The organism is Mesorhizobium sp. GW821-FHT04C10, assembly GCF_059420305.1.
Window position 1 is genome coordinate 4,947,731 of sequence record NZ_JBWKTL010000001.1, and the last position, 22,443, is coordinate 4,970,173.

At 62.6% G+C, this 22,443-nt stretch carries 23 protein-coding genes and 1 tRNA gene; 10 read left to right on the top strand and 14 right to left on the bottom strand.

Annotated elements, in window-relative coordinates:
- The first annotated feature begins 21 nt into the window (after positions 1-21).
- Positions 22-858, top strand: coding sequence for a GNAT family N-acetyltransferase (locus tag AC07UC_RS24160; protein ID WP_494907640.1), 837 nt, complete (start codon positions 22-24; stop codon positions 856-858).
- A gap of 27 nt (positions 859-885) precedes the next feature.
- On the opposite strand, the gene AC07UC_RS24165 is transcribed toward AC07UC_RS24160, so the two are convergent.
- Positions 886-3,189 (bottom strand): GumC family protein, encoded by a 2,304-nt coding sequence (locus AC07UC_RS24165; protein ID WP_494907641.1) that lies wholly within the window; start codon positions 3,187-3,189, stop codon positions 886-888.
- 256 nt (positions 3,190-3,445) lie between these two features.
- On the opposite strand from AC07UC_RS24165, the gene AC07UC_RS24170 reads away from it, so the two are divergent.
- The 4 genes from AC07UC_RS24170 (at position 3,446) to AC07UC_RS24185 (ending at position 8,023) form a co-directional block, all read left to right on the top strand.
- Entirely contained in the window at positions 3,446-4,009 is a 564-nt protein-coding gene (locus tag AC07UC_RS24170) for a polysaccharide biosynthesis/export family protein (protein ID WP_056565427.1), read from the top strand.
- 10 nt (positions 4,010-4,019) lie between these two features.
- Positions 4,020-5,150, top strand: a complete 1,131-nt coding sequence (locus AC07UC_RS24175; protein ID WP_494907642.1) for a glycosyltransferase — start codon at positions 4,020-4,022, stop codon at positions 5,148-5,150.
- A 90-nt stretch (positions 5,151-5,240) separates the two neighbouring features.
- Positions 5,241-6,776 carry an undecaprenyl-phosphate glucose phosphotransferase gene (locus AC07UC_RS24180; RefSeq protein ID WP_140767900.1) on the top strand — a complete coding sequence of 512 codons (1,536 nt, stop codon included), beginning with the start codon at positions 5,241-5,243 and terminating at the stop codon, positions 6,774-6,776.
- Positions 6,773-8,023 carry an O-antigen ligase family protein gene (locus AC07UC_RS24185; RefSeq protein ID WP_202322951.1) on the top strand — a complete coding sequence of 417 codons (1,251 nt, stop codon included), beginning with the start codon at positions 6,773-6,775 and terminating at the stop codon, positions 8,021-8,023. The genes AC07UC_RS24180 and AC07UC_RS24185 overlap by 4 nt, the downstream gene beginning before the upstream one ends.
- 1,145 nt (positions 8,024-9,168) lie before the next feature.
- Here the strand turns inward: AC07UC_RS24185 and AC07UC_RS24190 are convergent.
- The 4 genes from AC07UC_RS24190 to AC07UC_RS24205 form a co-directional block, all read right to left on the bottom strand.
- Positions 9,169-9,245 (bottom strand) — tRNA-Pro (locus AC07UC_RS24190).
- 108 nt (positions 9,246-9,353) lie between these two features.
- Positions 9,354-9,815: a YbaK/EbsC family protein gene (locus AC07UC_RS24195; protein WP_494907643.1), complete on the bottom strand. Its 462-nt coding sequence runs from the start codon at positions 9,813-9,815 to the stop codon at positions 9,354-9,356.
- A gap of 230 nt (positions 9,816-10,045) precedes the next feature.
- The gene (locus AC07UC_RS24200) at positions 10,046-10,333 is read right to left on the bottom strand and encodes a helix-turn-helix domain-containing protein (protein WP_494907644.1); all 288 of its coding nucleotides are present in this window, start codon (positions 10,331-10,333) and stop codon (positions 10,046-10,048) included.
- 104 nt (positions 10,334-10,437) lie between these two features.
- The gene (locus AC07UC_RS24205; RefSeq protein WP_494907645.1) at positions 10,438-10,626 is read right to left on the bottom strand and encodes a hypothetical protein; all 189 of its coding nucleotides are present in this window, start codon (positions 10,624-10,626) and stop codon (positions 10,438-10,440) included.
- Here AC07UC_RS24205 and AC07UC_RS24210 point away from each other — a divergent pair.
- Positions 10,616-11,230 (top strand): hypothetical protein, encoded by a 615-nt coding sequence (locus tag AC07UC_RS24210; RefSeq protein WP_202322955.1) that lies wholly within the window; start codon positions 10,616-10,618, stop codon positions 11,228-11,230. The two genes, AC07UC_RS24205 and AC07UC_RS24210, sit on opposite strands and share 11 nt — an antisense overlap.
- A gap of 162 nt (positions 11,231-11,392) precedes the next feature.
- Here AC07UC_RS24210 and AC07UC_RS24215 read toward each other — a convergent pair whose 3' ends face one another.
- Positions 11,393-11,809, bottom strand: a complete 417-nt coding sequence (locus tag AC07UC_RS24215) for a hypothetical protein (protein WP_494907646.1) — start codon at positions 11,807-11,809, stop codon at positions 11,393-11,395.
- Between the two features lie 61 nt (positions 11,810-11,870).
- Here AC07UC_RS24215 and AC07UC_RS24220 point away from each other — a divergent pair, with 61 nt between their 5' ends.
- The gene (locus AC07UC_RS24220) at positions 11,871-12,872 is read left to right on the top strand and encodes an ATP-grasp fold amidoligase family protein (protein ID WP_494907647.1); all 1,002 of its coding nucleotides are present in this window, start codon (positions 11,871-11,873) and stop codon (positions 12,870-12,872) included.
- Between the two features lie 89 nt (positions 12,873-12,961).
- Here AC07UC_RS24220 and AC07UC_RS24225 read toward each other — a convergent pair whose 3' ends face one another.
- From AC07UC_RS24225 to AC07UC_RS24255, 7 genes are all read right to left on the bottom strand, one after another.
- The gene (locus AC07UC_RS24225; RefSeq protein ID WP_202322958.1) at positions 12,962-13,264 is read right to left on the bottom strand and encodes a hypothetical protein; all 303 of its coding nucleotides are present in this window, start codon (positions 13,262-13,264) and stop codon (positions 12,962-12,964) included.
- A 102-nt stretch (positions 13,265-13,366) separates the two neighbouring features.
- Positions 13,367-13,906, bottom strand: a complete 540-nt coding sequence (locus AC07UC_RS24230) for a MerR family transcriptional regulator (RefSeq protein ID WP_027042329.1) — start codon at positions 13,904-13,906, stop codon at positions 13,367-13,369.
- A gap of 212 nt (positions 13,907-14,118) precedes the next feature.
- Positions 14,119-14,442 (bottom strand): integration host factor subunit alpha, encoded by a 324-nt coding sequence (locus tag AC07UC_RS24235; RefSeq protein ID WP_010915609.1) that lies wholly within the window; start codon positions 14,440-14,442, stop codon positions 14,119-14,121.
- Between the two features lie 101 nt (positions 14,443-14,543).
- A complete protein-coding gene (locus tag AC07UC_RS24240; protein WP_140767909.1) occupies positions 14,544-15,515 on the bottom strand; it encodes a beta-ketoacyl-ACP synthase III in 972 nt (323 codons plus the stop codon).
- A gap of 9 nt (positions 15,516-15,524) precedes the next feature.
- Complete coding sequence (gene plsX, locus AC07UC_RS24245) at positions 15,525-16,595, bottom strand: phosphate acyltransferase PlsX (protein WP_019857626.1); 1,071 nt, start codon at positions 16,593-16,595, stop codon at positions 15,525-15,527.
- A 113-nt stretch (positions 16,596-16,708) separates the two neighbouring features.
- On the bottom strand, positions 16,709-17,257 hold the full coding sequence (locus AC07UC_RS24250; RefSeq protein WP_494907648.1) for a YceD family protein: 549 nt from the start codon (positions 17,255-17,257) through the stop codon (positions 16,709-16,711).
- Complete coding sequence (locus tag AC07UC_RS24255) at positions 17,257-17,802, bottom strand: ubiquinol-cytochrome C chaperone family protein (RefSeq protein WP_140767912.1); 546 nt, start codon at positions 17,800-17,802, stop codon at positions 17,257-17,259. Before AC07UC_RS24255 ends, AC07UC_RS24250 begins: the two co-directional genes overlap by 1 nt.
- 114 nt (positions 17,803-17,916) lie before the next feature.
- Between AC07UC_RS24255 and AC07UC_RS24260 the strand changes: the two genes are divergently transcribed.
- From AC07UC_RS24260 to AC07UC_RS24270, 3 genes are all read left to right on the top strand, one after another.
- Positions 17,917-18,432 (top strand): outer membrane protein assembly factor BamE, encoded by a 516-nt coding sequence (locus tag AC07UC_RS24260; protein WP_140767913.1) that lies wholly within the window; start codon positions 17,917-17,919, stop codon positions 18,430-18,432.
- A gap of 158 nt (positions 18,433-18,590) precedes the next feature.
- Positions 18,591-19,136 carry a dTDP-4-dehydrorhamnose 3,5-epimerase family protein gene (locus AC07UC_RS24265; protein ID WP_494907649.1) on the top strand — a complete coding sequence of 182 codons (546 nt, stop codon included), beginning with the start codon at positions 18,591-18,593 and terminating at the stop codon, positions 19,134-19,136.
- 4 nt (positions 19,137-19,140) lie between these two features.
- Positions 19,141-20,136, top strand: a complete 996-nt coding sequence (locus AC07UC_RS24270) for a glycosyltransferase family 2 protein (protein WP_494907650.1) — start codon at positions 19,141-19,143, stop codon at positions 20,134-20,136.
- An 83-nt stretch (positions 20,137-20,219) separates the two neighbouring features.
- On the opposite strand, the gene AC07UC_RS24275 is transcribed toward AC07UC_RS24270, so the two are convergent.
- Positions 20,220-22,361, bottom strand: a complete 2,142-nt coding sequence (locus AC07UC_RS24275; RefSeq protein WP_056562478.1) for a sodium-translocating pyrophosphatase — start codon at positions 22,359-22,361, stop codon at positions 20,220-20,222.
- Positions 22,362-22,443: the final 82 nt, after the last annotated feature.

Here is a 22,443-nt window from a genome sequence, read left to right on the forward strand (position 1 = left end):
GCTCGCTTCGAAATGAGCGCCATGAAGCCGACCATCCGCACGCTAACCCTCCGGGAACTGACTGACCTGATCGACTGGGCAGCCGCCGAGGGCTGGAACCCGGGCCTTGAAGACGCGGCGATGTTCCAGGCCGCGGATCCGGAGGGATTCATCGGGGCTTTTGTCGGCGACGAGATGGTCGCCGCGATCTCGGCGGTGGCCTATGGGCGCGATTTTGGTTTCATCGGCCTCTACATCAGCCGTCCGGACATGCGCGGCAAGGGCTATGGCAAGGCGGTGTGGAGCGCCGGCATGGCCAGGTTGGCCGGGCGCACCGTCGGACTGGATGGCGTCGAAGAGCAGCGGGCCAACTACCAGAGCAAAGGGTTCAGGCCGGTCTACGAGACCATCCGCTACAGCGGGCGCCTTGCGGGCTCGCCCGTCGGCGCCGGGCGGCCTCGCATGGTGAGTGCGCAACCGGTGCCCGACATCGTCGGCTATGACGCGCTTTGCTTTCCCGCGCCCCGGCGCTCTTTCCTGCAGCAATGGCTGCAGCCGCCTCACCGTGCCTTGGCGGCGATCCAATCGTGCGGGGTGGCCGGCTACGCGGTGGCCCGTTCCTGCCGCAGCGGCTTCAAGGTCGGCCCGCTCTTCGCCGACGACACGCAGACGGCGCTCGAATTGCTCGCAGAGTTGGCAAGTGCGTGCGAAGGCGGCGAACTGAACATCGACGTCCCGGCCACCCAAGTCGATTTCATCGCAGCGCTCGATGCGGCGGGCCTCTCACCGACCTTCACCACCACCCGCATGTATCAAGGCCCACCCCCGAAGCTTGATGCCAACAGGGTATTCGGCGTGACGACGCTGGAACTGGGATAGGCCAGGCGGTCTGCGAACAGCGGCTGTTCAGGCCGCCGAACGCCGGCCCGGGGTGCCGGGCGGTTCGTGGCCAAGCGGCGTCACCAGCGTCAGGTCGGGGTAACCGCCCTCGATCAGCTTGACCGCGGCCCGCGTCACCTCGTCGTCCGGCTCGAGCATGGACAAGAACACTTCGGTCGCGTCGCCACCCAGGCGGCTGATGCCTTGCGCATCGGCCGGCCCGCACTCGACCACCACCAGATCATAGGCCGTGGTCAGCGACTGCATGATGATCGGCAACCTGTCGGCGGCGCGCATGGCGCGGACGGGATCGGCGGTGCCGACCGGAATGACGTGGCAGTCGGAATAGAGATCGGCATGGATCACGTCGCTGAACTGCGCCTGCGAAGCGAGCAGATCGGTGATGCCCGGGAAAAGCTCGCTGTCCAGCATCGGTCGCGAAGCAGCACCCGAGGCGGTAAGATCGAGCAGCAGGACGCGCAGGCCGGCGTCGGACACCTCGCGCGCCACCAGGACCGCCGATGCGGCTGCCTCATCGCCTTCGGGCGAAACGAATATCGCGCGTGCGGCCCCGCTGGCGATCAGCTTTTCCGCGGCCTTCTCGATGTCGATTTCACCGAGCACGGAGCGCGGCCGCTGGACCTCCACGACGGGTTCCGGCTCGGCAGCTGATACGGCCTCGGCGACAGGCTCCGCCTGCGCGGCAGGCTCAGGGTCGGCTGCAGGCGCAGGCTCGGTGATGGGCTGGGGTCGCACCGTCATCTCGGAATCCGCGACGGTTTCGGGCCATGGCGCCTCAGCACCACGATTGGCGAACTCGCTGGCGACAACTGGCTCAAGGCGGGCAGCTGGTTCCAGGGGAGCGGCCGGCTCCTGGCGGGCAGTTGTCGGCATCGCCACTTCATCGATCGGCTCAAAACGGGCGCCCGTGGCCGGGCGCATGGCACGGCCCGAGAAGAGTTCCCGCAGCAGCGTGAAGACCGCCGCCAGCAGAAGCGAAGCCGCGGCGGCGGCGCCGACGATCGGCCCGACCTTGGGAAAGTATGGCTCGGAGGGAACCGAAGCCGGCGAGGAGACACGAGCGTCGACCGGCACATAGTTGCGGTCCTGGCGCGAAGCTGCCTCGCGGTAGTTGGTCAGATAGAGTTCGAGCTGTTGGCGCTTGGCCGCCGCATCGCGCTGCAGCGCGTCGAGACCGACCTGCTGTTCGCCAGCCTGTGCCGAGGCCGCCTTCAGCGTGTTGACGTCGGCGACGAGCTGGTTTTCACGCGCCTTGGCGGCATCGGCCTGCATAACCAGGCCCTTCATGACCTTCTGCGCTTCGCTGCGGATCTGCGCATCGAGATCGGCCAGCTGTGATTTCGCAGCGCGAACGCGCGGATGATTGTCGAGCATCGTCGTCGACAGATCGGCGATGTTGGCGCGCAGCTCGACCTGGCGCTCCCGCAAACGCTGGATCAGGTCGGACGACAGCACTTCCGGCAGCGAATCCAGCGAGCCGCCATTCTGCAGCGCCTTGCGTACGCTGTCGGCGGTGCCTTCGGCCGCGGCGCGGTTGGCCCGCACCCGCGACAATTCGGTCGACAGCTCGGCCAGTTGCTGTGTGGCCAGGGTGGAATTGTTGCCGCCCATCAGGAGGTCCGACTGGCCGCGGTACGCCGCGACCTTGGCCTCGGCGTCCCTGACCTGCTTAGACAGGTCGGCGATCTCAGGCGCCAGGAAATCCGCGGCGGCGGTGTTCGATTCGCTCTTGGCCGCGCCCTGCCCCGCAATATAAGCAGCGGCAATGGCGTCGGGGATGGCTGCGGCGAGCTTGGGATCCTCGGAGGAGAACTCGATGGCAATGATGCGCGTCTTCTCAACGCCAAAGACGTTGAGCTTCTCGCGCATCTTCTTCAACACGCGTTCGTCGGCCGGAATATCCATCGGATCGTTCTTCAGCCCAAGCAGGATCAGCACGCGGCTGAGCGACGACATGTTGATCGTTTCGTCGAACTCGGGCAGCCGCGCCAAGCCGAGTTTCTGCGCCACCTGCTTGAGGATTTCGTTGGACGAAATGATCTGAACCTGGGTGGCGACGCCTTGCTCGTCGAGGATCGGCTTGTCGCCGTCATTGTTGCTGCCGGCCGGGCGGGTATAAACGGATTCGCGCGGGGCGATTTCCACCTGCGTCTGCGCCTTGTAGTGCCGCGTTGCGAGCGAAGCGAACGCAAACGCCAAGCCTGTCACCACGAGAACAAAGAGCAATATGCGCAGCCAGTTCCTCGCCAGGCTGGCGAAAAGCTGCCTGAGGTCGACATCGACATCTGCGGCCGCGGACTGAACGGACATGCATCCCTACTCCGAAACTGGGTCAGGATGCACCGTAAACAACTATGGTAACTCAGCAGTTAAGATCGCGGTAATACTCCATTAGGGATTACTGGCGAGCGGCTAGAAAAAACGACAAAATGGCAAAATCCCTGCCGGCGCGAGATCTAACGGCCGGCGCCTTTACCGGCCATTAACCCTAACAGGATGATAACGAACCCGATCCCAGATGTTTGCTGCGACGCCGCAGCGGCCAGTCGAAGGTACGTATCCGGTCATGAAAAGCACTGCTTCCCTTGTTCGCGCGCTGCTTGCCGTATCGATGCTCGCCGGCTGCTCCAGCTACCGCCCGCCGCCGGCGGCCTTCCACGAGGTCCTCGACCAGCCTTATCGTCTCGGCGCCGGCGACCGCGTCCGCGTCACCGTGTTCGAACAGGACGGCCTGACCAACACCTACAGTGTCGACCAGTCCGGCTATCTCTCCTTCCCGCTTGTCGGCGCCGTGCCCGCGCGTGGTCACACCGCGCAGCAGATGGAAAAGGAGATCGCCGACAAATTGCGGCAAGGCTATCTGCGCGATCCGGACGTTTCGGTCGAGATCGACCGCTACCGGCCGATCTTTGTCATGGGCGAAGTGGGTGCTGCCGGCCAGTATTCCTACGTGCCCGGCCTGACGGTGCAGAAGGCCATCGCCATTGCCGGAGGCTTCACGCCACGCGCCAACCAGGAAAGCGTCGACATCACCCGCGACATCAACGGCAAGGTGATGACCGGGCGCGTGGTCACCTCCGACCCGCTGCTGCCCGGAGATACCGTCTTCGTCCGCGAACGCCTGTTCTGACAGATACCACGTGGCGGACAAGCTCAGGATCGTCCACTGCTTTCGTTCACCCGTCGGAGGAATTTTCCGGCATGTGCGCGACCTGACGGAAGCTCAGGTCGCGGCCGGTCATGTGGTCGGGATCGTCTGCGATTCGACCACCGGCGGCGAATTCGAGGAACGCCTGTTCGAGCAGATGAAGGACACGCTGGCGCTCGGTATCCATCGCACGCCAATGCAGCGCCATGTCGGCCCGGGCGATCTCGCCTCGGCCCGGCGCACCTACAGGATCATCAAGGAATTGCAGCCGGACGTCCTGCACGGGCACGGCGCCAAGGGTGGCGCCTATGCCCGTCTGTTCGGCTCATTGTTGCGGGTATCAAGGTCTCGCGTAGCCCGCCTTTATTCGCCGCATGGCGGCTCCCTCCACTATGACGAAACAACAGCCACGGGGAGGCTGTTCTTCGCTCTGGAGCGCTCCATGGCGCGCTTCACCGATTGCCTGCTCTTCGTCTCGGATTATGAGCGGCGAACCTATCGCCGGAAGGTGGGCGAGCCGCCGATCCCGAACACGCTGGTCTACAACGGACTGCGCGCCACGGAATTCGAACCGGTGGCCGTCGGCCCCGATGCGGCGGATCTGCTCTATATCGGCATGATGCGGGACCTGAAGGGCCCCGACATCTTCATCGATGCGCTGGCCGCCGCAGGTCCCCGGCTTGGCCGTGCGCTGAGCGCGGTGATGGTCGGCGACGGCGACGACCTGCCGCGCTACCACGCGCAGGTGAAGCGCCTTGGGCTTCAGGACCATGTCCGCTTCCTGCCACCAATGCCGGCCAGGGAGGCCTTCGCGCTGGCGGCGCTCGTCGTCGTTCCCTCCCGCGCCGAAGCCATGCCCTATATCGTGCTTGAGACACTCGCAGCGGCAAGACCCATGATCGCAACCTCGGTCGGCGGCATACCGGAGATTTTCGCTGCCGGCTCCCCTGCCCTGATCAGGCCTGATCCCGTCGAACTCACCGACAAGATGAGTGAAGCGCTGGCCGATCTCGCAGCCTACGGCAAGCTGATGCCCGACGGCGCCGACCTCAAGGCGCGCTTCGGCGCCGACGTCATGGCCGCCGAAATCGAAAAGGCCTATTTCGCCGCGCTCGGCAGGTGACACCCCAAGCCTTTCCAAAGCCACGCGTTGTTTCAAGGGTTTCTTAGCTCTCTTTTGCTAATCACCCTGGGGAAGCTTGCGGACTGTTCCATGAACGAGATTGACCCCGCGCGCCGCTTTTCAGCAGAAGCTGTGCGTAAATTCGACGGCCCGGCCGATGGCGATGCGCCCGGGGGCATGAACGATGTTGCCCGACAGGTCGCGTCGCAATACCGGCGCGATACGATGTCGCCGATCATGGTCAGCGGCGTCCTGCGCATGATCGAGTTCGCGATCCTGTTCCTTTCGGGGCTCTGCGTCTATTTCTACTATGTCGGGTTCTTCAACTATCTCGCCTGGCAATATCCGGTGACGATCGCCGCCGCGTCGTTCCTCGCCGTGGTTCTGCTCGATGTCACCGACTGCTACCAGGTCGTTTCCCTGATGCGGCCGATCGCCAATTTCAGCCGCATCCTGCTGGTCTGGGCCGGTACCTTCGCGCTGATGGCGTTGACGGCTTTCACCATGAAGATGTCGGAAGACTATTCGCGACTGCTGTTCGGCACCTGGTTCGTGGTCGGCTTCGTCTTCCTCTTCGGCCTCAGGCTGGTGATGTCGAAGCTGATCCGGCGCTGGGCCCGCGATGGACGCATGGAGCGGCGCGCCGTCATCGTCGGCGGCGGCAAGGCGGCGGAAATCCTGATCCGTTCGGTCGAAAAACAGCCTTACAACGACATCCGCATCTGCGGCATATTCGATGACCGCAGCGACAAGCGCTCGCCGCCCATCGTTGCCGGCTATCCCAAGCTCGGCACCATTTCGGAACTGATCGAGTTCGCTCGCATCGCCCGCATCGACATGCTGATCGTGTCGCTGCCGCTGACCGCAGAAACGCGTGTGCTGCAGCTGTTGAAGAAGCTGTGGGTGCTGCCGGTGGACATTCGGCTTTCGGCGCATTCCAACGCGCTGCAGTTCCGCCCACGCGCCTATTCCTTCATCGGCTCGGTGCCGATGCTCGACATCTTCGACAAGCCGATCAACGACTGGGATTCCGTCGCCAAGCGCGCCTTCGACATCATTTTCTCACTGATCGGCATCATCGTCTTCTCGCCGGTGATGCTGGCGACCGCGATCGCCATAAAACTCGACAGCAAGGGACCGGTGCTGTTCAAGCAAAAGCGACACGGCTTCAACAATGAGATCATCGAGGTCTACAAGTTCCGCTCGATGTACACTGACCGGTCGGATCCGACCGCCAAGCAGACAGTGACCAAGAACGATCCGCGCGTCACCCGCGTGGGCCGCTTCATCCGCAAGACGTCGATCGACGAACTGCCGCAGTTCGTCAATTCGCTGCTGGGATCGCTGTCGCTGATCGGCCCGCGCCCGCATGCGATCGCGGCGCAATCGCACAACCTTCTCTACAACGAGGTAGTCGACGGCTATTTCGCCCGCCACAAGGTCAAGCCGGGCGTCACCGGCTGGGCGCAGATCAACGGCTGGCGCGGCGAGATGGACACCAACGAGAAGATCCGCATGCGGACGGAATACGACCTCTACTACATCGAGAACTGGTCGCTGCTGTTCGATCTGCGGATCCTGTTCCTGACACCGATCCGGCTGCTCAACACGGAAAACGCCTATTGAGCGCGATTTCCCATGAGTTGCCGCCGGCCGCGGTCAACGCCAAGCTGATCGCGCTGATTTCTTCCAGTGCGGTGGTGTTCGGCATCCTCCTGTCCGGCTTCGTCATCAGCGAGCCGGCGCCTTACGAAATCTACATGGCCGGGCTGATCGCCATCTGGGCGCTCTTCGGCTTGCGGATTTCCCGCGCTGCGATGCCGCTGCTGGTGCTGCTGGTAACAATGAACATCGGCGGCATGATCTCGATGACGCAGATGGCGGACCTCGCCTTCACGCCCCTCTATCTCTCCGTGTCGCTGTTCCTGGCCTTCAGCGCGGTGTTCTTCGCCTCGGTCACCGCCACGCAACCAGGTCTCTACCGGCTGATCTTCAATGCCTATGTCGTCTCGGCCGTGGCGACGTCGCTGCTCGGCATAGCAGGCTATTTCCATGCCTTTCCCGGCGCCGAGATCTTCACCAAATACGACCGCGCCGCCGGCGCCTTCCAGGATCCGAACGTCTTCGGGCCGTTCCTGGTGCTGCCCGGCATCTATCTGCTCTATCTGCTCCTGACCGGTCCGGTCTCGCGCATGCCGCTGCTGGCGGTGCCGCTGCTGATCATCGCATCGGGCATTTTCTTCTCCTTCTCGCGCGGCGCCTGGGGCATGTTCGCCGTTTCGGCGATCCTGCTCACCGGCTGCCTGTTCCTGCAGAGCAACAGCGGCAAGTTCCGGTTGCGCGTGGTGATCATGACCATCGCCGCGCTGTCGTTGCTGACGATCGCCGTCATCGTCATCCTGCAATTGCCCGGCGTGTCGGAGATGTTCTCCAACCGTGCGCATCTCGAGCAAAGCTATGACACCGCCCGCCTCGGCCGTTTCGCCCGCTACGGAATCGGCTTCCAGATGGCGATGGAGCGTCCATTCGGCATCGGGCCGCTGGTCTTCGGCAAGATGTTCGGCGAGGACACGCACGACATCTGGCTGAAGATGCTGATGGATTATGGCTGGCTCGGCTTCGTGTCGTTCCTGACGCTTGTACTGTGGACCATAGCCTCCGGGTTCCGCATCCTGCTGCGCGACCGGCCGTGGCAGCCTTACCTCTTGTGCGCCTATGTCGCCTTCATCGGCAATATCGGGCTCGGCACCTTCATCGATATCGATCACTGGCGCCACGTCTACCTGCTGCTCGGCCTGATCTGGGGCGCCATCGCCTTGGAGTACCGCCATCAGCGGCTGTTGCGGCCGGCTCTGGCTCAAGCAGGACGCTGAAGGCGCGATCTGCCCAGGGTTCAGCCAAGACGAACCGGAAGAAGTGCCATTTCCAAATGGCCAGGTTTCACCGTTCGGGCCATTGATGGCGACAAAGCCTACCGCTCGCCAGACTTCGGCGGGATCGTCTCAATGCGCACCTTGTAACCAATCCCCTTTGCCATCGCGAACGCTTGGGCCCTGTCTTTCGTCGTCAACACCGTGCGCCAATGTGGCTCTCAAAAACGGAAACGACGAAGGTCGTTTCCGGCTTTTCGTTCATCGCGCGGCTCCTTCATTTGCATGCTTCGGCCATATTAGTATCAGTGCATAGATTTGCCAGCCGGCGGTTCGGTCCCTAAACAGTCCGCCGGTCAGGCCCGGTGTCCCAATTCATCCCAACGCAGGCACCGGGCCGCCTTGAGCTTCGGAAATCCCGGGATTTGGTCTCGACCCAAGCGTCGACGAGATATCCTAAGCCGGCTTTGTTCCATGCCTGCCACTTGCGGTCGAGCTTGCGCTGCGCAATACTACCTCTTGGGGTAAAGGGTTGCAGGGGAGTAGCATGCCAATCTACGATGTCGCAGAAATGCGCTACGATCGGGTAATCAGATGCAAGGCAGTCGAAGCGACTAGTCCTGCCGTGGCCGCATCGGAAATGAATACCTGCGAGGCAGCCTCGCAAAGGTGGGCGCGGGACTGGATTCGCGTAACTGATGAGGCTCGTGGGGAAGTATTCGCCTACACGGTCGCTCGCCGAATGAATTCGGCTCAACCACCATCATGAAAATACAAATGTTGGTTCGCAGTGGGGACCAGCCCGCTGCTGGGACTTCTTTGGGGGTGCAGCGGGCTGCGGGTGTGGGCACCCAAGGAACAGCGAAGGGCTGAATCAGTTCGCTGTTCGCGGTCAACATATGAGACATCGGCTCAAGGGCGCGACTTACGGATTCGTAAGGAGCCCACCTCTCTCGCCTAACGGTGCTACACGTTCGAGGGGATTTGCCGACGAATTCCAGAATCGCCGACGCAGGAACATTCGCTGTGTGTTAGGGACTTCTTCGGAACGCCGTGTCCGAAACGGGCGACTGGAGCGCCTTTCGCTTCAAAAACGAGAAAAGGCGCCCAAGGCGCCTTCGGTAAAACCAGGGATTTCAAGGAACTAATGGTCGGAGTGGCCGGATTCGAACCGACGACCCCTTGACCCCCAGTCAAGTGCGCTACCGGGCTGCGCTACACTCCGGACCGGTCGCGATGTATCGTGATAACCCCGCTCGGGTCAACCGAATTCCGCGACTATCTTGCAGGTAGATTGTGAGACAATGGCGGCCGGCTGCGTCAGTACCTTACCTTAACCCTGGCACACATCGACCCATTCCGCACCGATAAGATCGACCATGCGCTGCGGGGCGATCCGCACCGCGGCGTTGGTGGCCCCGGCGGCCGGCACGACCTCTTCAAATTCGCGCAGCGACACGTCGCAGTAGACCGGCAGAGGCGCCGGCAAGCCGAACGGGCAAACACCGCCAACCGGATGGCTCGTGGCAGCGACAACTTCCTCCGCATCCAGCATGCGCGGCTTGCCGCCGAACCGGTCCTTGAACTTGCGGTTGTCCAGTCTGGCGATGCCGCTGGTCACGACCAGCATGGTGCGGTCGCCGACGCGCAGGCAGATCGTCTTGGCGATCTGCCCCGGAAGAACGCCATGCGCTTCCGCCGCCAGCGTCACCGTTGCCGAACTCGCTTGCGTGACGATGACTTCGACATCAGCCGCATGGGCGGCAAAGAACGCACGAACGGATTCCAGGCTCATATCGAAAAACTCACGGTTCAAAATCCGACGTACAAGGCGCCCGACACATAGGGCGCCCGACACACAGGGCGCCCGACACACAGAGCGATTGGCGCAAATCTGGATGCGGCACGTATAAACACGTGCGATTCATGAATCGGCAAGCCCGGCCGCCGGGGAACGCCGATGCATCAACAAGAAACCCGCCAAGCTGGCCTTGACGGGTTCCGCGGCATTGCTGGTTGCCGGTTTTATGCCAGGGGGCGACCTTGTGCGGCCGGTGTCGGTGCAGCGAAAGCGATGAGAGCATCCTGCGGCAGCCGAAGCGCGGCCGCGATACGACGCAGCTTCGCCGGATCGGCAGCCCTGCCGTTCTCAATGTCCTCAATTTCGCCGACCGCGAGACCGCAGGTCAGGGAAAGCTCTTCCAAGCTGTATCCGCGGGTTTCCCGCATTGCTCTGAGGCTACTACTGGAATCTGGCCCGATCTCACTGACTAACGGTTCGGAGAGGGCATTGATTTTTGCATTTTGGGGCATTGGCAACTCCGGTGGCTGAAAGAGTTTGATCAAAATGGAGTGTTGCCTGAGACGAGCAGGAAGATGCCCGCTCGCCAGTGATTTGCCAAGAGCCAAACGGACCGTCACGCTATCGTGAACCGGACGCCTTCGCGCCAGCTTACGCACATCGGTGCCATCAAGTTCTTTTGAACGACCGGCACCTTTTTGCTCGAAGGTTTGGGCCCACCTGTTCGTTGTTCTGATGCACTGGCGTGAAAACCATCCGGTTCCAGCCAGGCCATTCCCAGAAGGATATCTGCAATGAACGTCAAGGCATCCCTCCTCGTGCTCGGCACGGTCTCCAGTCTTTTCATCGCCGGTGCGGCGACCGCTCAGGCGGCGGACGCGTTGCGCGTTCGTGGTACTGTGATCAGCTTCGAGCCCTCCCTGCTCACCGTCAAAACCCGCCAGGGCGACACCTCCGCGATCAAGCTCAATACCGGCTGGAAGATCTCGGGCGTCGCCAGTGCCTCCGAAAAGGACATCAAGCAAGGCGACTTCCTCGGCATCGCTTCCGTTTCAAAGGCGGATGGCGGCAGCGGGGCGCTGGAAGTCGTGATTTTCCCCGCTGCCTTGAAAGGCACCGGCGAGGGTGACCGCCCATGGGACCTGCAGCCGAACAGCCGCATGACCAACGGCACGGTGGCGGACGTCACCGACATAAGCGGGCGAGCCGTGACGCTGACCTACGACAATGGGCAGACCAAGAAGATTTCGATCCCCGACAGCACGCCCGTCGTGACCTTTGCCCCGGCCACGCCGACCGATCTCAAGCCGGGCGCAACGGTTTTCGTGACCGCCCAGCGTGAGGCCGACGGGACGCTGAGCTCCAGCCGCGTCGTGGTGGGAAACAATGGCGTGGTCCCGCCGATGTAGCCAAACAGCCGGAGAGAGCGCGGCTTTTCGGCCTTGGTGATGATGGTTGGAAAGCCGGCTTCTTCGGAAACAGTCCAGAAACAAAATTCTACAATCGGGAAATACTGACGAAAAAATTCGGGAGCGTAATCCCATGTGCGGCGGTCGGGCTATCGACCCGATTTAATATCTGCCTGCGAAAAAAGGAAACGATCCATGAAGAAGTCCCTCCTCTCGGCTCTCGGGCTTGCGGTTGCAGTTGCTTTCACCGTGCCGGCTATCGGCGTGACGAGCGCGGATGCGGCCCCGATGGCGAAGCATCATCGTCATCATCACCACCATCGTCATCATCACCGCCATCACCACCACCATCATCACCACCACATGAAGACGATGAAGAAGGCCTGACACCACACTGCCAACGAGAAGACCGGCCTTGGCTTCTTGTTCAAGGCTGGTCTTCTTGGTTGCGCCGCCAGACCCGACATGAACCGGGCCTATCGAATTTCGCCTGACGACACTGCTGGCCAGGATTTCGGCGCCAATTCCAATACTTCGAGAAGCGAGACTTTCACGCCGCGCCAAATCGCGATACGGCAAGGGATGCTTCTGACCGGCAACTGTACCGGATCAGGCTTTCGCGAACAGGCCAGGTATCCCGATGACGGCCAAGGCCGACCTCTCCCGGACAGACCGCCTTGTCCTGTCGGTTGCCCGATTGTGGCTCACACTTCGCCACCCTGCCCTTGTCGTGCGGTTCTTCATGAAACTGGGCTATCTGCCCAATCCGGCGGCGCCCGTGCGCTACCATGAATTGTTGCTTTGGCGAAAGATTCTCGATCGCAACCCGCTGTTCGTGACGCTGACCGACAAGCTGGCGGCCAAGGCTCATATCCGTGAAGTCTGCCCCGGGATCCCCATACCGAAGACGCTCTGGCGCGGGCGCGACGCCACCGACATCCCGCCGGGTCTGCTGGCCGGCGCCGTGGTGGTCAAGACAAACCATGGCTGCGCGATGAACATATTCGTCGCCGATGGCAACCCCAGTCGCGGCCTCATCATCGCCAAGACGAGGCACTGGCTGAGAAAACGCTATGGCCGCCGCAATGGCGAATGGGCTTATTGGCCGATCGTTCCCACCGTTTTCGTGGAAGAGCGGCTGGCGCTCTCCGGGGCAAGGGTCGCAACCGACATCAAGGTGCACGTCTGCGGCAGCGTGGTAACGCATGCCTGGGTCGAGGATAAGGCCGCCGGCCGTTCGTTGCTTTTTGACCGGGACGCCAATCCATTGCCCGGGCGCGATCCAGACTATCCCCGCGAGGATCAGGCGGTGCCCGTCAATACGCAGCTTCTCGACTATGTCCGTCAGGCGGTATCCATCGCCCCCGCCATCGCCGGCAACCTTGACTACATCCGGGTCGACTTCCTTGTCACCGACCTTTGTCTCTATGCCGGCGAGATCGTCGTCTATCCCGGTGCTGGCTATGGCACCACCACCAATCCGGCGTTCGCCAGCGAAATCGAGCGGCTCTGGCGGCTCGACCAATCAGCCTTCCTGTGCCGGCCTCACAAGGGGGCTGTGCGCCTCTATGCCGACGCGCTTCGCGCCAGATGCCGGAGCAACATTGCGAATGGCCAGGCCGACGCCGCGCAGCACTCCTGATGAAGCCGCAGGGATCAATGGCGGCTCGCCCTTCGGGGTCGGCCGCCATTTTCTTGGCTGAATCCCTTGTCTTATGACCAGAGGACTCCTCAGCGTCGGCTGAAAAGCAGGCTGGCGACCAGGCCGAGTACCACAAGGCCGACCGCGGCGGCGGCCGCCGGATGGTCGCGGGCCGATTTCTCGATCACCCTGCCCTGTTTGCGGATTGCCGGCATGGCATCCCGCAGACGTCCGGCAAGATCCGAATATGTATCAAGAGCGGCATCGCGGCCGTCTTCATAGTAAGCGCCGCCCCGTTTTGACATTGCCTTGCGCAACGCCGCGAGTTCCCTCGAGAGGGCCGCGACCTGCTTCTCGAGGTCGATGTCCGAAAGGGTCGAAAATGATGCCATCATGCGTTTCCTTGTCTTGCTGAGCGTCTTGCAGAAGGAAACGTAACGCCTCACCCGAAGGCGAGTTCCGGCCCAAAGGCTTCAAAACGCGTCGTGCGGCGGTCAGCGCACCTGGTCAAGCAGACGCTTGCATTCGAGCAGGTCGAACAGCGCCTCCTGCAGCAGCGCCCGGTTGTCGCGCGAGAGTTTCGACGCATCCGGCTGAACCGGACCTTCCTCGTCGCTCTTGCCCAGGCCAAAAAAGCGGCGGCTGGGCTTGACCCTTGGCTGGCCAACCAGCTCATCATCTCCGCCACGCGGCTGCGCCGCCGGTGTCAGCGGCACCTGATCGGCCTGCTTCCGTTGCGAGATCGCCTCGACTGCGGCCATGTCACCATTGCCGATGGCTACGAGGAAGTGATTGCCGTTTTCGCGTAGCAGCTTCTGCACGCCCTTGATCGTGTAGCCCTGGTCGTAGAGCATGTGGCGAATGCCCTTGATCAGTTCGACGTCCTGCGGCCGGTAGTAGCGACGGCCGCCGCCGCGCTTCATCGGCTTGATCTGGTTGAAGCGCGTCTCCCAGAAGCGCAGCACATGCTGGGGCAGGTCGAGATCTTCAGCGACCTCGCTGATGGTGCGGAAGGCGTCAGGGCTCTTGTCCATGGGCGAAATCCTCACGCTGGAGCGTGATCCGGAACGGTATTCAGCGAGATCATGCTCACCAAAGAGAAAAGCTCATTCCAGTTGCGCGGAATGGACCATACGCGGAACACCAATCCGGCCATGCTGCCGAATCGGACCTTATTTCAGCGGTTTGTGAAGCAATATTCAAGCCCGGCGTCATGGCGGCGCCGGTTTTCAACCGCCAATGGAGGCTATTTGCCGCCCTTGGCCTTGCTGTTCTGATGCGAGCGCAGGATGCGGTTCTTCAGCACGTTGGACGATTTGAAGGTCATCACCCGACGCGGCAGGATCGGCACCTCTTCACCGGTCTTGGGATTGCGCCCGATGCGCTCGTTCTTGGAGCGGACGTGAAACGTCGCGAAGGACGACAGCTTGACCGTCTCGCCACGCACGATGGCTTCGCAGATTTCGTCCAGCACAGCTTCGACGAGTTCGGCGGATTCAGTGCGCGACAGGCCGACCTTTCGATAGACGGCCTCCGCAAGGTCGGCACGCGTAAGTGTCTTTCCCCCCATGCGACCGTCCCATCAGCTCAAACATAAAATCGGCACAACAACGGCTGAGCCTAAGTAATTGATCCGGCAAGGTCAAGGACCGAAACCGACCCGTTCGGCACTTACCAGCGAACCAGAACGGCACCCCAGGTGAAGCCGCCGCCCATCGCTTCCAGGAGGACGAGGTCTCCCTTCTTGATGCGACCATCGGCAACGGCCACAGACAGTGCCAGCGGCACGGAAGCAGCCGAGGTGTTACCGTGCAAATCGACCGTAACCACCACCTTCTGCTCGGCTATCCCGAGCTTCTTGGCGGAAGCGTCAATAATTCGTTTATTGGCCTGGTGCGGCACGAACCAGTCGAGATCGTCAGCGGTGATGCCCGCGGCCGCGAAGGTCGCCTCGATAACGTCGGTGATCATGCCGACCGCGTGCTTGAAGACCTCGCGGCCTTCCATCCTGAGGTGCCCGACCGTTCCCGTTGTCGACGGTCCGCCGTCGACGAAAAGCTTGTCCTTGTGCGCGCCGTCAGAGCGCAGGCTGGCCGCCAGAACGCCATGGTCGGCAATCGTGCCGGCCCCCTCGCCCGCTTCCAGGACCAGCGCGCCGGCGCCGTCTCCGAACAAGACGCAGGTCGAGCGGTCATTCCAGTCGAGGATGCGCGAGAATGTTTCCGAGCCGATGACCAGTACGCGCTTGGCGAGGCCGCCACGGATATAGAGATCGGCTGTCGTCACCGCATAGACGAAGCCGGAGCACACTGCCTGCATGTCGAAGGCAAAGCCGTGATGCATGCCGAGCCTGTTCTGGATCTCGACCGCGGTGGCCGGGAATGTGTTGTTGGGCGTCGACGTCGCCAGCACGATCAGGTCGATGTCGTCCGGCGTCAGCCCGGCATTTGCAAGGGCGGCACGGGCCGCGGCCTCGCCCAGGGAAGCCGTCGTCTCGTCGTCGGCCGCGATATGACGCTGGCGGATTCCGGTGCGCTGGGCGATCCACTCGTCCGAGGTTTCGACCATGCCCTCGAAATCGGCATTCTTCATGATGCGGCGGGGCAGCGCGGCGCCCGTGCCGCGCACGACTGATCTGATCAAAGTTCTTTCCTATTCCTTCGCGTCGGTAACGACGTCGGATTTCCGAGATGACAGGGCACGCGGGTTGCGCGCATGAAACAGGTCCAGGTCGGCCTCGATCCGGTCAAGCAGATTGTTGCGAACCATGTCGTAGCCGAGTTCGATCGCGGCGGCGAACCCGTCCGAATCGGCACCGCCATGGCTTTTGACGACGATGCCGCTCAGCCCCAGGAACACGCCGCCATTGGAGCGGCCGACATCCATCTTTTCGCGCAGGCGATCGAAGGCGCCCTTGGCGAAGACATAGCCTATCTTGGCCATCAGGGTGCGGCTCATGGCGGCGCGCAGATAACCTGCGATCTGGCGCGCGGTGCCTTCCGCCGTCTTCAGCGCGATATTGCCGGCGAAGCCTTCGGTCACCACCACGTCGACCGTGCCCTTGCCGATATCGTCGCCTTCGACAAAGCCATGATAGTTCATCGAGGCCATGTTGGCCTCGCGCAGCATGCGTCCTGCTTCCTTGACCTCTTCCTGGCCCTTGATCTCTTCCACGCCGACATTGAGCAGGCCAACCGTCGGTCGGGCGATGCCGAACACGGCGCGCGCCATGCCGGTGCCGAGAATGGCAAAATCGATGAGCTGTTGGGCATCGGCGCCGATGGTGGCGCCGACGTCCAGAACCACGCTTTCGCCGCGCAATGTCGGCCACAATGCCGCGATCGCCGGGCGATCGATGGTGGCCATGGTGCGCAGGCAGAATTTCGACATCGCCATCAACGCGCCTGTGTTGCCGGCGGAGATGCAGGCGTCCGCGGCACCCGACTTGACCGCTTCGACCGCCTTCCACATCGACGACTTCCAGCGGCCATGGCGCAGCGCCTGGCTGGGCTTGTCGTCCATCCTTACCGCGATCTCGCAGTGGAAGAATTCGCTCACCTCGGCCAATTTGGGGAACTTGGCCAGTTCGGGGCGCACCAGTTCCTCACGCCCGTAGATGACGAAGCGGATGTCGGGACGGCGGGTCGCGACCGTCATGAGCGCCGGAATGACCACGGCTGGTCCGTGATCGCCGCCCATGGCATCGATGGAAATCCTGATCACGCGGTATTTATCTCACGGTTATGCGGCAGGTCGCTTTAGTGATCGCGAAGGTTCGGCGAAAATAGCGGTTTTGGGTTTTCACACAACCGACTTTTCCATCGCGGGCGAGGTTTTCAGGATTTTCCCAGCAAGGATCGCAGTTTTTGCTGAAATTCATTCTCAGCCGCTTCGGTCCTGCCGCCGGGGTCCAGCGACGCGCCCGCCTTGCGCGGATAAGGGTCGATCGCCAATCCGAAGAACTGTTCGGCGAGTGCCCCGACATCGATGGTGTCGCCGGAAAATGTTTCGGGACTGTCGGGCCCGTCCGCATCGAGAAGTATCTCGCCGCCGCCTTCGAATCCCTGCCGCCCAAGCTTGGAGTCCTCGGGCAACAGCAGCGCCTCGACCGGCTCGTCGATATGCGCCTGGACCGGATCGAGCGTGACGATGCAGGCCTGGGTGATGTCGGCCTCGACACGGCCGCTGACCTTCACGCCATTGCGCTTCCAGGACACCACCAGGAGCTCCGCACGATAGGCTTCCACCGAAAGCAGCCCATGCTCCCCGGCGAGCGCCGCGCGCTGGGCGGCATCGGCCTCGATCACCACGGGCAGGCCCTTCTGCGGCAGGCGGGCGACATTGGCGAAAAACGATACCGGGCTTCGCGTATCAGCGTGTTTCATCAAGCACCTCCCTTGGCGAGCGGAAACGTCGCCGTACCGGAAACGATTGATTCGGACGGCTGAGCGGCCAGTTGCCGGCAAGCGTCGGCGACATAGTCGGCCAATTGCGATGCCTCCGGCCACGCGCCGGTGTCGGGCCGGACATTGCGGGCAAGTGCCGCGGTCAGCCCGTCCTGGTCGTTTCTTTCCAGCGCATCATCATAGGCGGCGGTACGGCCATAAAACATCTTCGCCAGCTTCTTCATGCGTTTGGGCACGCCCACATCGCCAATGCCCAACTCCCGCAGCGAATGATCGACGTCGAGGAAGAACTCGTCGATCAGCACCTGGGCGATCTCCTGCGCCACGCCGTCTTCACCGCGCAAGCGATGCTGGAACAGGAACATATGCAGAGAAAGCATCTCAAAACGGCCGAGCGGCGTGTCCGGTACATTCCAATGGGAATAAAATACAGTCTGCCGCGCCGCTGCCACGATTTGTGCGTAGAGCGCGTCGGTGATGGCGCGGTTGGCGTGGCGTTCGCGACCAAAAAGGCGCTGGAACATGGGGATGGTCTCCGGGGACCGTTTGTTGAATTGGCCTTGTTGCATCGGCAGGCAAGCTGGTTTACCGGTTTTGCGGCCCAGCGCAAGTTGCGGCGATATAATGGAGAATTGTTGTTGCGCGCGCTGAATTTCAAGTCGACCTTCTCGTCCAGGCCTGCTGGCGCGATCTCACTGCTGCTCGTCGTATCGGCGCTCTCGGCGTGCCACACCAACAAGATGATCGGCGACCTCAATCCAAGCGAGACGTTTACGCAAGGGTATGTCTACGATCAGCAGGCCGTCGATTCGGTGCCTGTCGGCTCCAGCCGCGAGCAGGTGCTTCTGGCGCTTGGCACGCCATCGACGACGGCGACGTTCGACAACGAGGCGTTCTATTACATTTCGCAAACCCGCAAACGCTATGTCGCCTTCGACAAGCCCAGGCTCGTCGACCAGAAAGTGCTCGCGGTCTATTTCGGGGCCGACGGCCGCGTCAGCCAGATCGCCAATTACGGCTTGAAGGACGGCAAGATTTTCGACTTCATTTCGCGCACCACGCCGACTGGCGGCAAGGACCAGAACTTCCTCAGCCAGATCATCAACGGCGCCAGCAAGCTGGCGCCCAGCATTCCCGGCGGCGGAACTCCCTGATCATCAGAACCCTGCTTCCTTTCGGAAAGCAGCAACATCTCAGGCGACCGAAAACCCGTGGGAGCGATCTCACGGGTTTTTGTTTGGCCAAGGCAAGGCCAGCTTGCCAGCAATGGGGCAAGCCCGTATCAAATCCCCCGGGCTTTGGGTTTTTGAAAATGAGCAGTGGCGAACGCGTAGCGCCGGACGGCTGGATGGCCACCGGCACGTCTGACAGGCAAACCGTCACCTCCGACTGGCTTGCCATCGATCCTCCGGCAATCGACGGCGTCAGGGTCAAGGAAATCAGGCCTGTCGCGACGTCCAACGGCTATCTCACCGAGGTATTCCGGGACGAGTGGAATCTCGATCAGTCGCCGGTCGGCCAGGTCTTCCAGCGCACGATGTATCCAGGTGCGGTAACCGGCTGGCATGCGCATGAGGCGACGCTGGATCGGCTCTTCTGCTGTGTCGGGAGCGTGCGCATATCGCTCTATGACGGCCGAAAGGCCTCGCCCAGCTTCGGCACTGTCTGGCACAAGATCGTCGGCGCGTTGCGACCGGCGATCGTCATCATCCCGCCCGGCGTGTGGCACGGTGTGACGGCGCTCGGGCCGGAGATCGCCCTGCTGCTCAATCTCGTCGACAAGGCCTATGCGTATGACGCGCCTGACCATTGGCGCCTGCCGCCGGACACCGATCACATCCCCTATAAGCTGGTGTAGCGTGGTGCGCCCCGGCCAGTCCGATGCAGCCGGGCAGAAGTCGCCGCTCGTCTCGGTGGTGATCGCAACCCACGACCGCCCGGCCGCCTTGCGGCAAGCATTGCGCAGCGTCCTGGGCCAGACCCTGCAGGACTTTGAAATTCTGGTGATTGGCGACGCCTGCCGCCCCGACACGGCGGGGGTCATCGCCGAATTCGCCGATCCGCGCATCGTCTATATCAACCTCCCGGTCAATTTCGGCGAGCAGTCCGGCCCCAACAATATCGGCTTTGCCAGGGCACGCGGCCGGTTCGTCGCCTTGCTCAACCATGACGACCTCTGGTTTCCGGACCATCTCGCGGCGACCACGGGATGGATCGATGCGACCGGCGCCGACGTGGTGATCGCAAGGGGCGTCGTTGTCGAACCACCGCTGGTCGATGGCAAGCCTGTCAAGAACTCGATATTCGGGATCGGCAAGGGCGGCTTCTACGATCCCGCGTCAACGACCGGGTTCGGATCGGCCCAGATTGTGCGGCGGACGGCGTTGGACTGGTTGGGGCTCTGGCGTCCGGCCAGTCAGTGCTTCTGCGAGTCATCGCAGGACTGGTTGTTCCGAGCCTGGCGAAAGGGTGCGGCCATCGCGACGATGCCGCATCTGACCGTGCTCAAGCTGCATTCCGGCAACCGCCGAGGCAGCTATGTCGAAGACCTGGCGACGGAACAGGAAGAGCTCGTCGCGGCAATGGAGACGCCCAACACCTTGCGTGTCAGAGTTCTTGCCGGTGCTGACGGACCGCCTCGCTCGACAAGAGCCACCTATCTCAGGCGTAGATTGCTCGCGGCTTGCGGCATCCACCCCAGGGCGCGGTCCTTCCGTCATCGACACAAACGTGGCGCATTCGTCGCGCTGCTGCGCGAGATCCGCGGCCTCCCGCCAATGCCCGAGCGCGAGCCGGGTGTGCGGGAACTGTCGGAGATCTACGGCAGCCGCCCGGATACGGACGCCAGCGGCGGTTGAAATCCCGTCGAAGCCGACGCATTAAATGAAAAGCCCGCGGGGATCGCTCCCCGCGGGCTTTTTCGGACCACCGGCCCGGCCGGTTAGCCGTGCGCGAGCACGGCCAGCAGCAGGAGGGCCACGATGTTGGTGATCTTGATCGCCGGGTTGACCGCAGGGCCCGCGGTGTCCTTGTAGGGATCGCCGACCGTATCGCCGGTCACCGAAGCCTTGTGCGCCTCGGAGCCCTTGAGGTGCTTGACGCCGTCCTTGTCGGTGAACCCATCCTCGAACGATTTCTTCGCATTGTCCCAGGCGCCACCGCCCGAGGTCATCGAGATGGCGACGAACAGGCCGTTGACGATAACGCCGAGCAGCGAGGCTCCGAGGGCCGCGAAGGCCGACGCTTTCGAACCGGAGATCAGCAGCACGCCGAAATAGACGACGAGCGGCGCCAGCACCGGCAGCAGCGACGGGATGATCATCTCCCGGATCGCCGCCTTGGTCAGAAGATCGACCGCACGCGCATAGTTCGGCTTGGACGTGCCTGCCATGATGCCCGGATCTTCGCGGAACTGCTTGCGAACCTCCTCGACGATAGCGCCCGCCGCGCGGCCAACGGCCGTCATGGCGATGCCACCGAACAGATACGGGATCAGGCCGCCGAAGATCAGGCCGGCGACGACGTAAGGGTTGGAGAGATCGAAGGAGATTTCACCCATGCCCTGGAAGTAGGGGTATTTGTCGCCATTGGCGGCAAAGAACTTCAGGTCGTTCGAATAGGCGGCAAACAGCACCAATGCGCCGAGGCCGGCCGAGCCGATGGCATAACCCTTGGTCACGGCCTTGGTGGTGTTGCCGACCGCGTCGAGCGCGTCGGTGGAGTGGCGCACTTCCTTGGGCAGGCCCGCCATTTCGGCGATGCCGCCGGCATTGTCGGTGACCGGGCCGAAGGCGTCGAGCGCCACGATCATGCCGGCAAGGCCGAGCATGGTGGTGACCGCGATCGCCGTGCCGTAGAGGCCGGCGAGCTGGTAGGTCGAGATGATGCCGCCGACGATGACGATGGCCGGCAACGCCGTCGATTCCAGCGAAACCGCGAGGCCCTGGATGACGTTGGTGCCGTGGCCGGTGACCGAAGCCTGGGCGATCGAGTTGACCGGGCGCTTGTTGGTGCCGGTGTAGTACTCGGTGATCACCACGATCAAACCCGTCACCACGAGGCCGATAAGGCCGCAGATGAACAGGTTCTTGCCGGTGATGACGATGCCGGCGACAGTGCCGACCTCGCCCCAGCCGAGCGTTGCCGAAGTGGCGATGGCGAGGCCGACGATCGACAGCAGGCCGGTGACAATGAGCCCCTTGTAGAGGGCGCCCATGATCGAGCCGTTGGAGCCGAGCTTGACGAAGAAGGTGCCGACGATCGAGGTCAGAATGCAGGCGCCGCAGATGGCGAGCGGATAGAGCATCGCAGTCTGGAGAACGGCGGTACCGCCAAAGAAGATGGCGCCGAGAACCATGGTGGCGACGACCGTCACCGCATAGGTCTCGAACAGGTCGGCGGCCATGCCGGCGCAGTCGCCGACATTGTCACCGACATTGTCGGCGATGGTGGCCGGGTTACGCGGATCGTCTTCCGGGATGCCGGCTTCGACCTTGCCGACCAGATCGCCGCCCACGTCGGCGCCCTTGGTGAAGATGCCGCCGCCGAGACGGGCGAAGATCGAGATCAGCGAGGCGCCGAAGCCGAGCGAGACCAGCGAGTCGATGACGATACGGTCATTGGGCTGCAGGCCCATGGGACCGGTCAGGATCAGGTAGTAGATCGAGACGCCAAGCAATGCCAGGCCCGCCACCAGCATGCCGGTGATGGCGCCCGACTTGAAGGCGATGTCGAGACCGGCGGCGAGGCTGTTGGAGGCCGCCTGCGCGGTGCGCACATTGGCACGCACCGAAACATGCATGCCGATGAAGCCGGCGGCGCCCGACAGGACGGCGCCGATCAGGAAGCCGATCGCGGCGGTGATAGAAAGCAGCCACCAGGCGAGCAAAAGCACGACCACGCCGACGATGGCGATGGTGGTGTACTGGCGCGCCAGATAGGCTTGCGCGCCTTCGCGGATGGCGGCGGAGATTTCCTGCATGCGTGCATTGCCCTGATCGGACGCGAGAACCGATCGTGTCGCCCAGATAGCGTAAAGGACAGAAAGCAGACCGCAGGCGATGACGGCGTAAAGTATGGTCATTGCCAAATTTTCCTCGATTGTTGGCCCAAATGAACCCCTCCCTGGGCCGTTGAGACAAAGACCGGAATCCGCGCACGGAATC

Bases quoted from the DNA above. Each gene is read 5' to 3' on its own strand.
- AC07UC_RS24180 (WP_140767900.1), top strand. From the start codon at position 5,241: ATGAACGAGATTGACCCCGCGCGCCGCTTTTCAGCAGAAGCTGTGCGT.
- AC07UC_RS24250 (WP_494907648.1), bottom strand. From the start codon at position 17,257: ATGAAACACGCTGATACGCGAAGCCCGGTATCGTTTTTCGCCAATGTC.
- AC07UC_RS24160 (WP_494907640.1), top strand. From the start codon at position 22: ATGAAGCCGACCATCCGCACGCTAACCCTCCGGGAACTGACTGACCTG.
- AC07UC_RS24170 (WP_056565427.1), top strand. From the start codon at position 3,446: ATGAAAAGCACTGCTTCCCTTGTTCGCGCGCTGCTTGCCGTATCGATG.
- AC07UC_RS24165 (WP_494907641.1), bottom strand. From the start codon at position 3,189: ATGTCCGTTCAGTCCGCGGCCGCAGATGTCGATGTCGACCTCAGGCAG.
- AC07UC_RS24255 (WP_140767912.1), bottom strand. From the start codon at position 17,802: ATGTTCCAGCGCCTTTTTGGTCGCGAACGCCACGCCAACCGCGCCATC.
- AC07UC_RS24235 (WP_010915609.1), bottom strand. From the start codon at position 14,442: ATGGGGGGAAAGACACTTACGCGTGCCGACCTTGCGGAGGCCGTCTAT.
- AC07UC_RS24200 (WP_494907644.1), bottom strand. From the start codon at position 10,333: ATGCCCCAAAATGCAAAAATCAATGCCCTCTCCGAACCGTTAGTCAGT.
- AC07UC_RS24275 (WP_056562478.1), bottom strand. From the start codon at position 22,361: ATGACCATACTTTACGCCGTCATCGCCTGCGGTCTGCTTTCTGTCCTT.
- AC07UC_RS24265 (WP_494907649.1), top strand. From the start codon at position 18,591: ATGAGCAGTGGCGAACGCGTAGCGCCGGACGGCTGGATGGCCACCGGC.
- AC07UC_RS24220 (WP_494907647.1), top strand. From the start codon at position 11,871: ATGACGGCCAAGGCCGACCTCTCCCGGACAGACCGCCTTGTCCTGTCG.
- AC07UC_RS24210 (WP_202322955.1), top strand. From the start codon at position 10,616: ATGAACGTCAAGGCATCCCTCCTCGTGCTCGGCACGGTCTCCAGTCTT.
- AC07UC_RS24225 (WP_202322958.1), bottom strand. From the start codon at position 13,264: ATGGCATCATTTTCGACCCTTTCGGACATCGACCTCGAGAAGCAGGTC.
- AC07UC_RS24230 (WP_027042329.1), bottom strand. From the start codon at position 13,906: ATGGACAAGAGCCCTGACGCCTTCCGCACCATCAGCGAGGTCGCTGAA.
- AC07UC_RS24195 (WP_494907643.1), bottom strand. From the start codon at position 9,815: ATGAGCCTGGAATCCGTTCGTGCGTTCTTTGCCGCCCATGCGGCTGAT.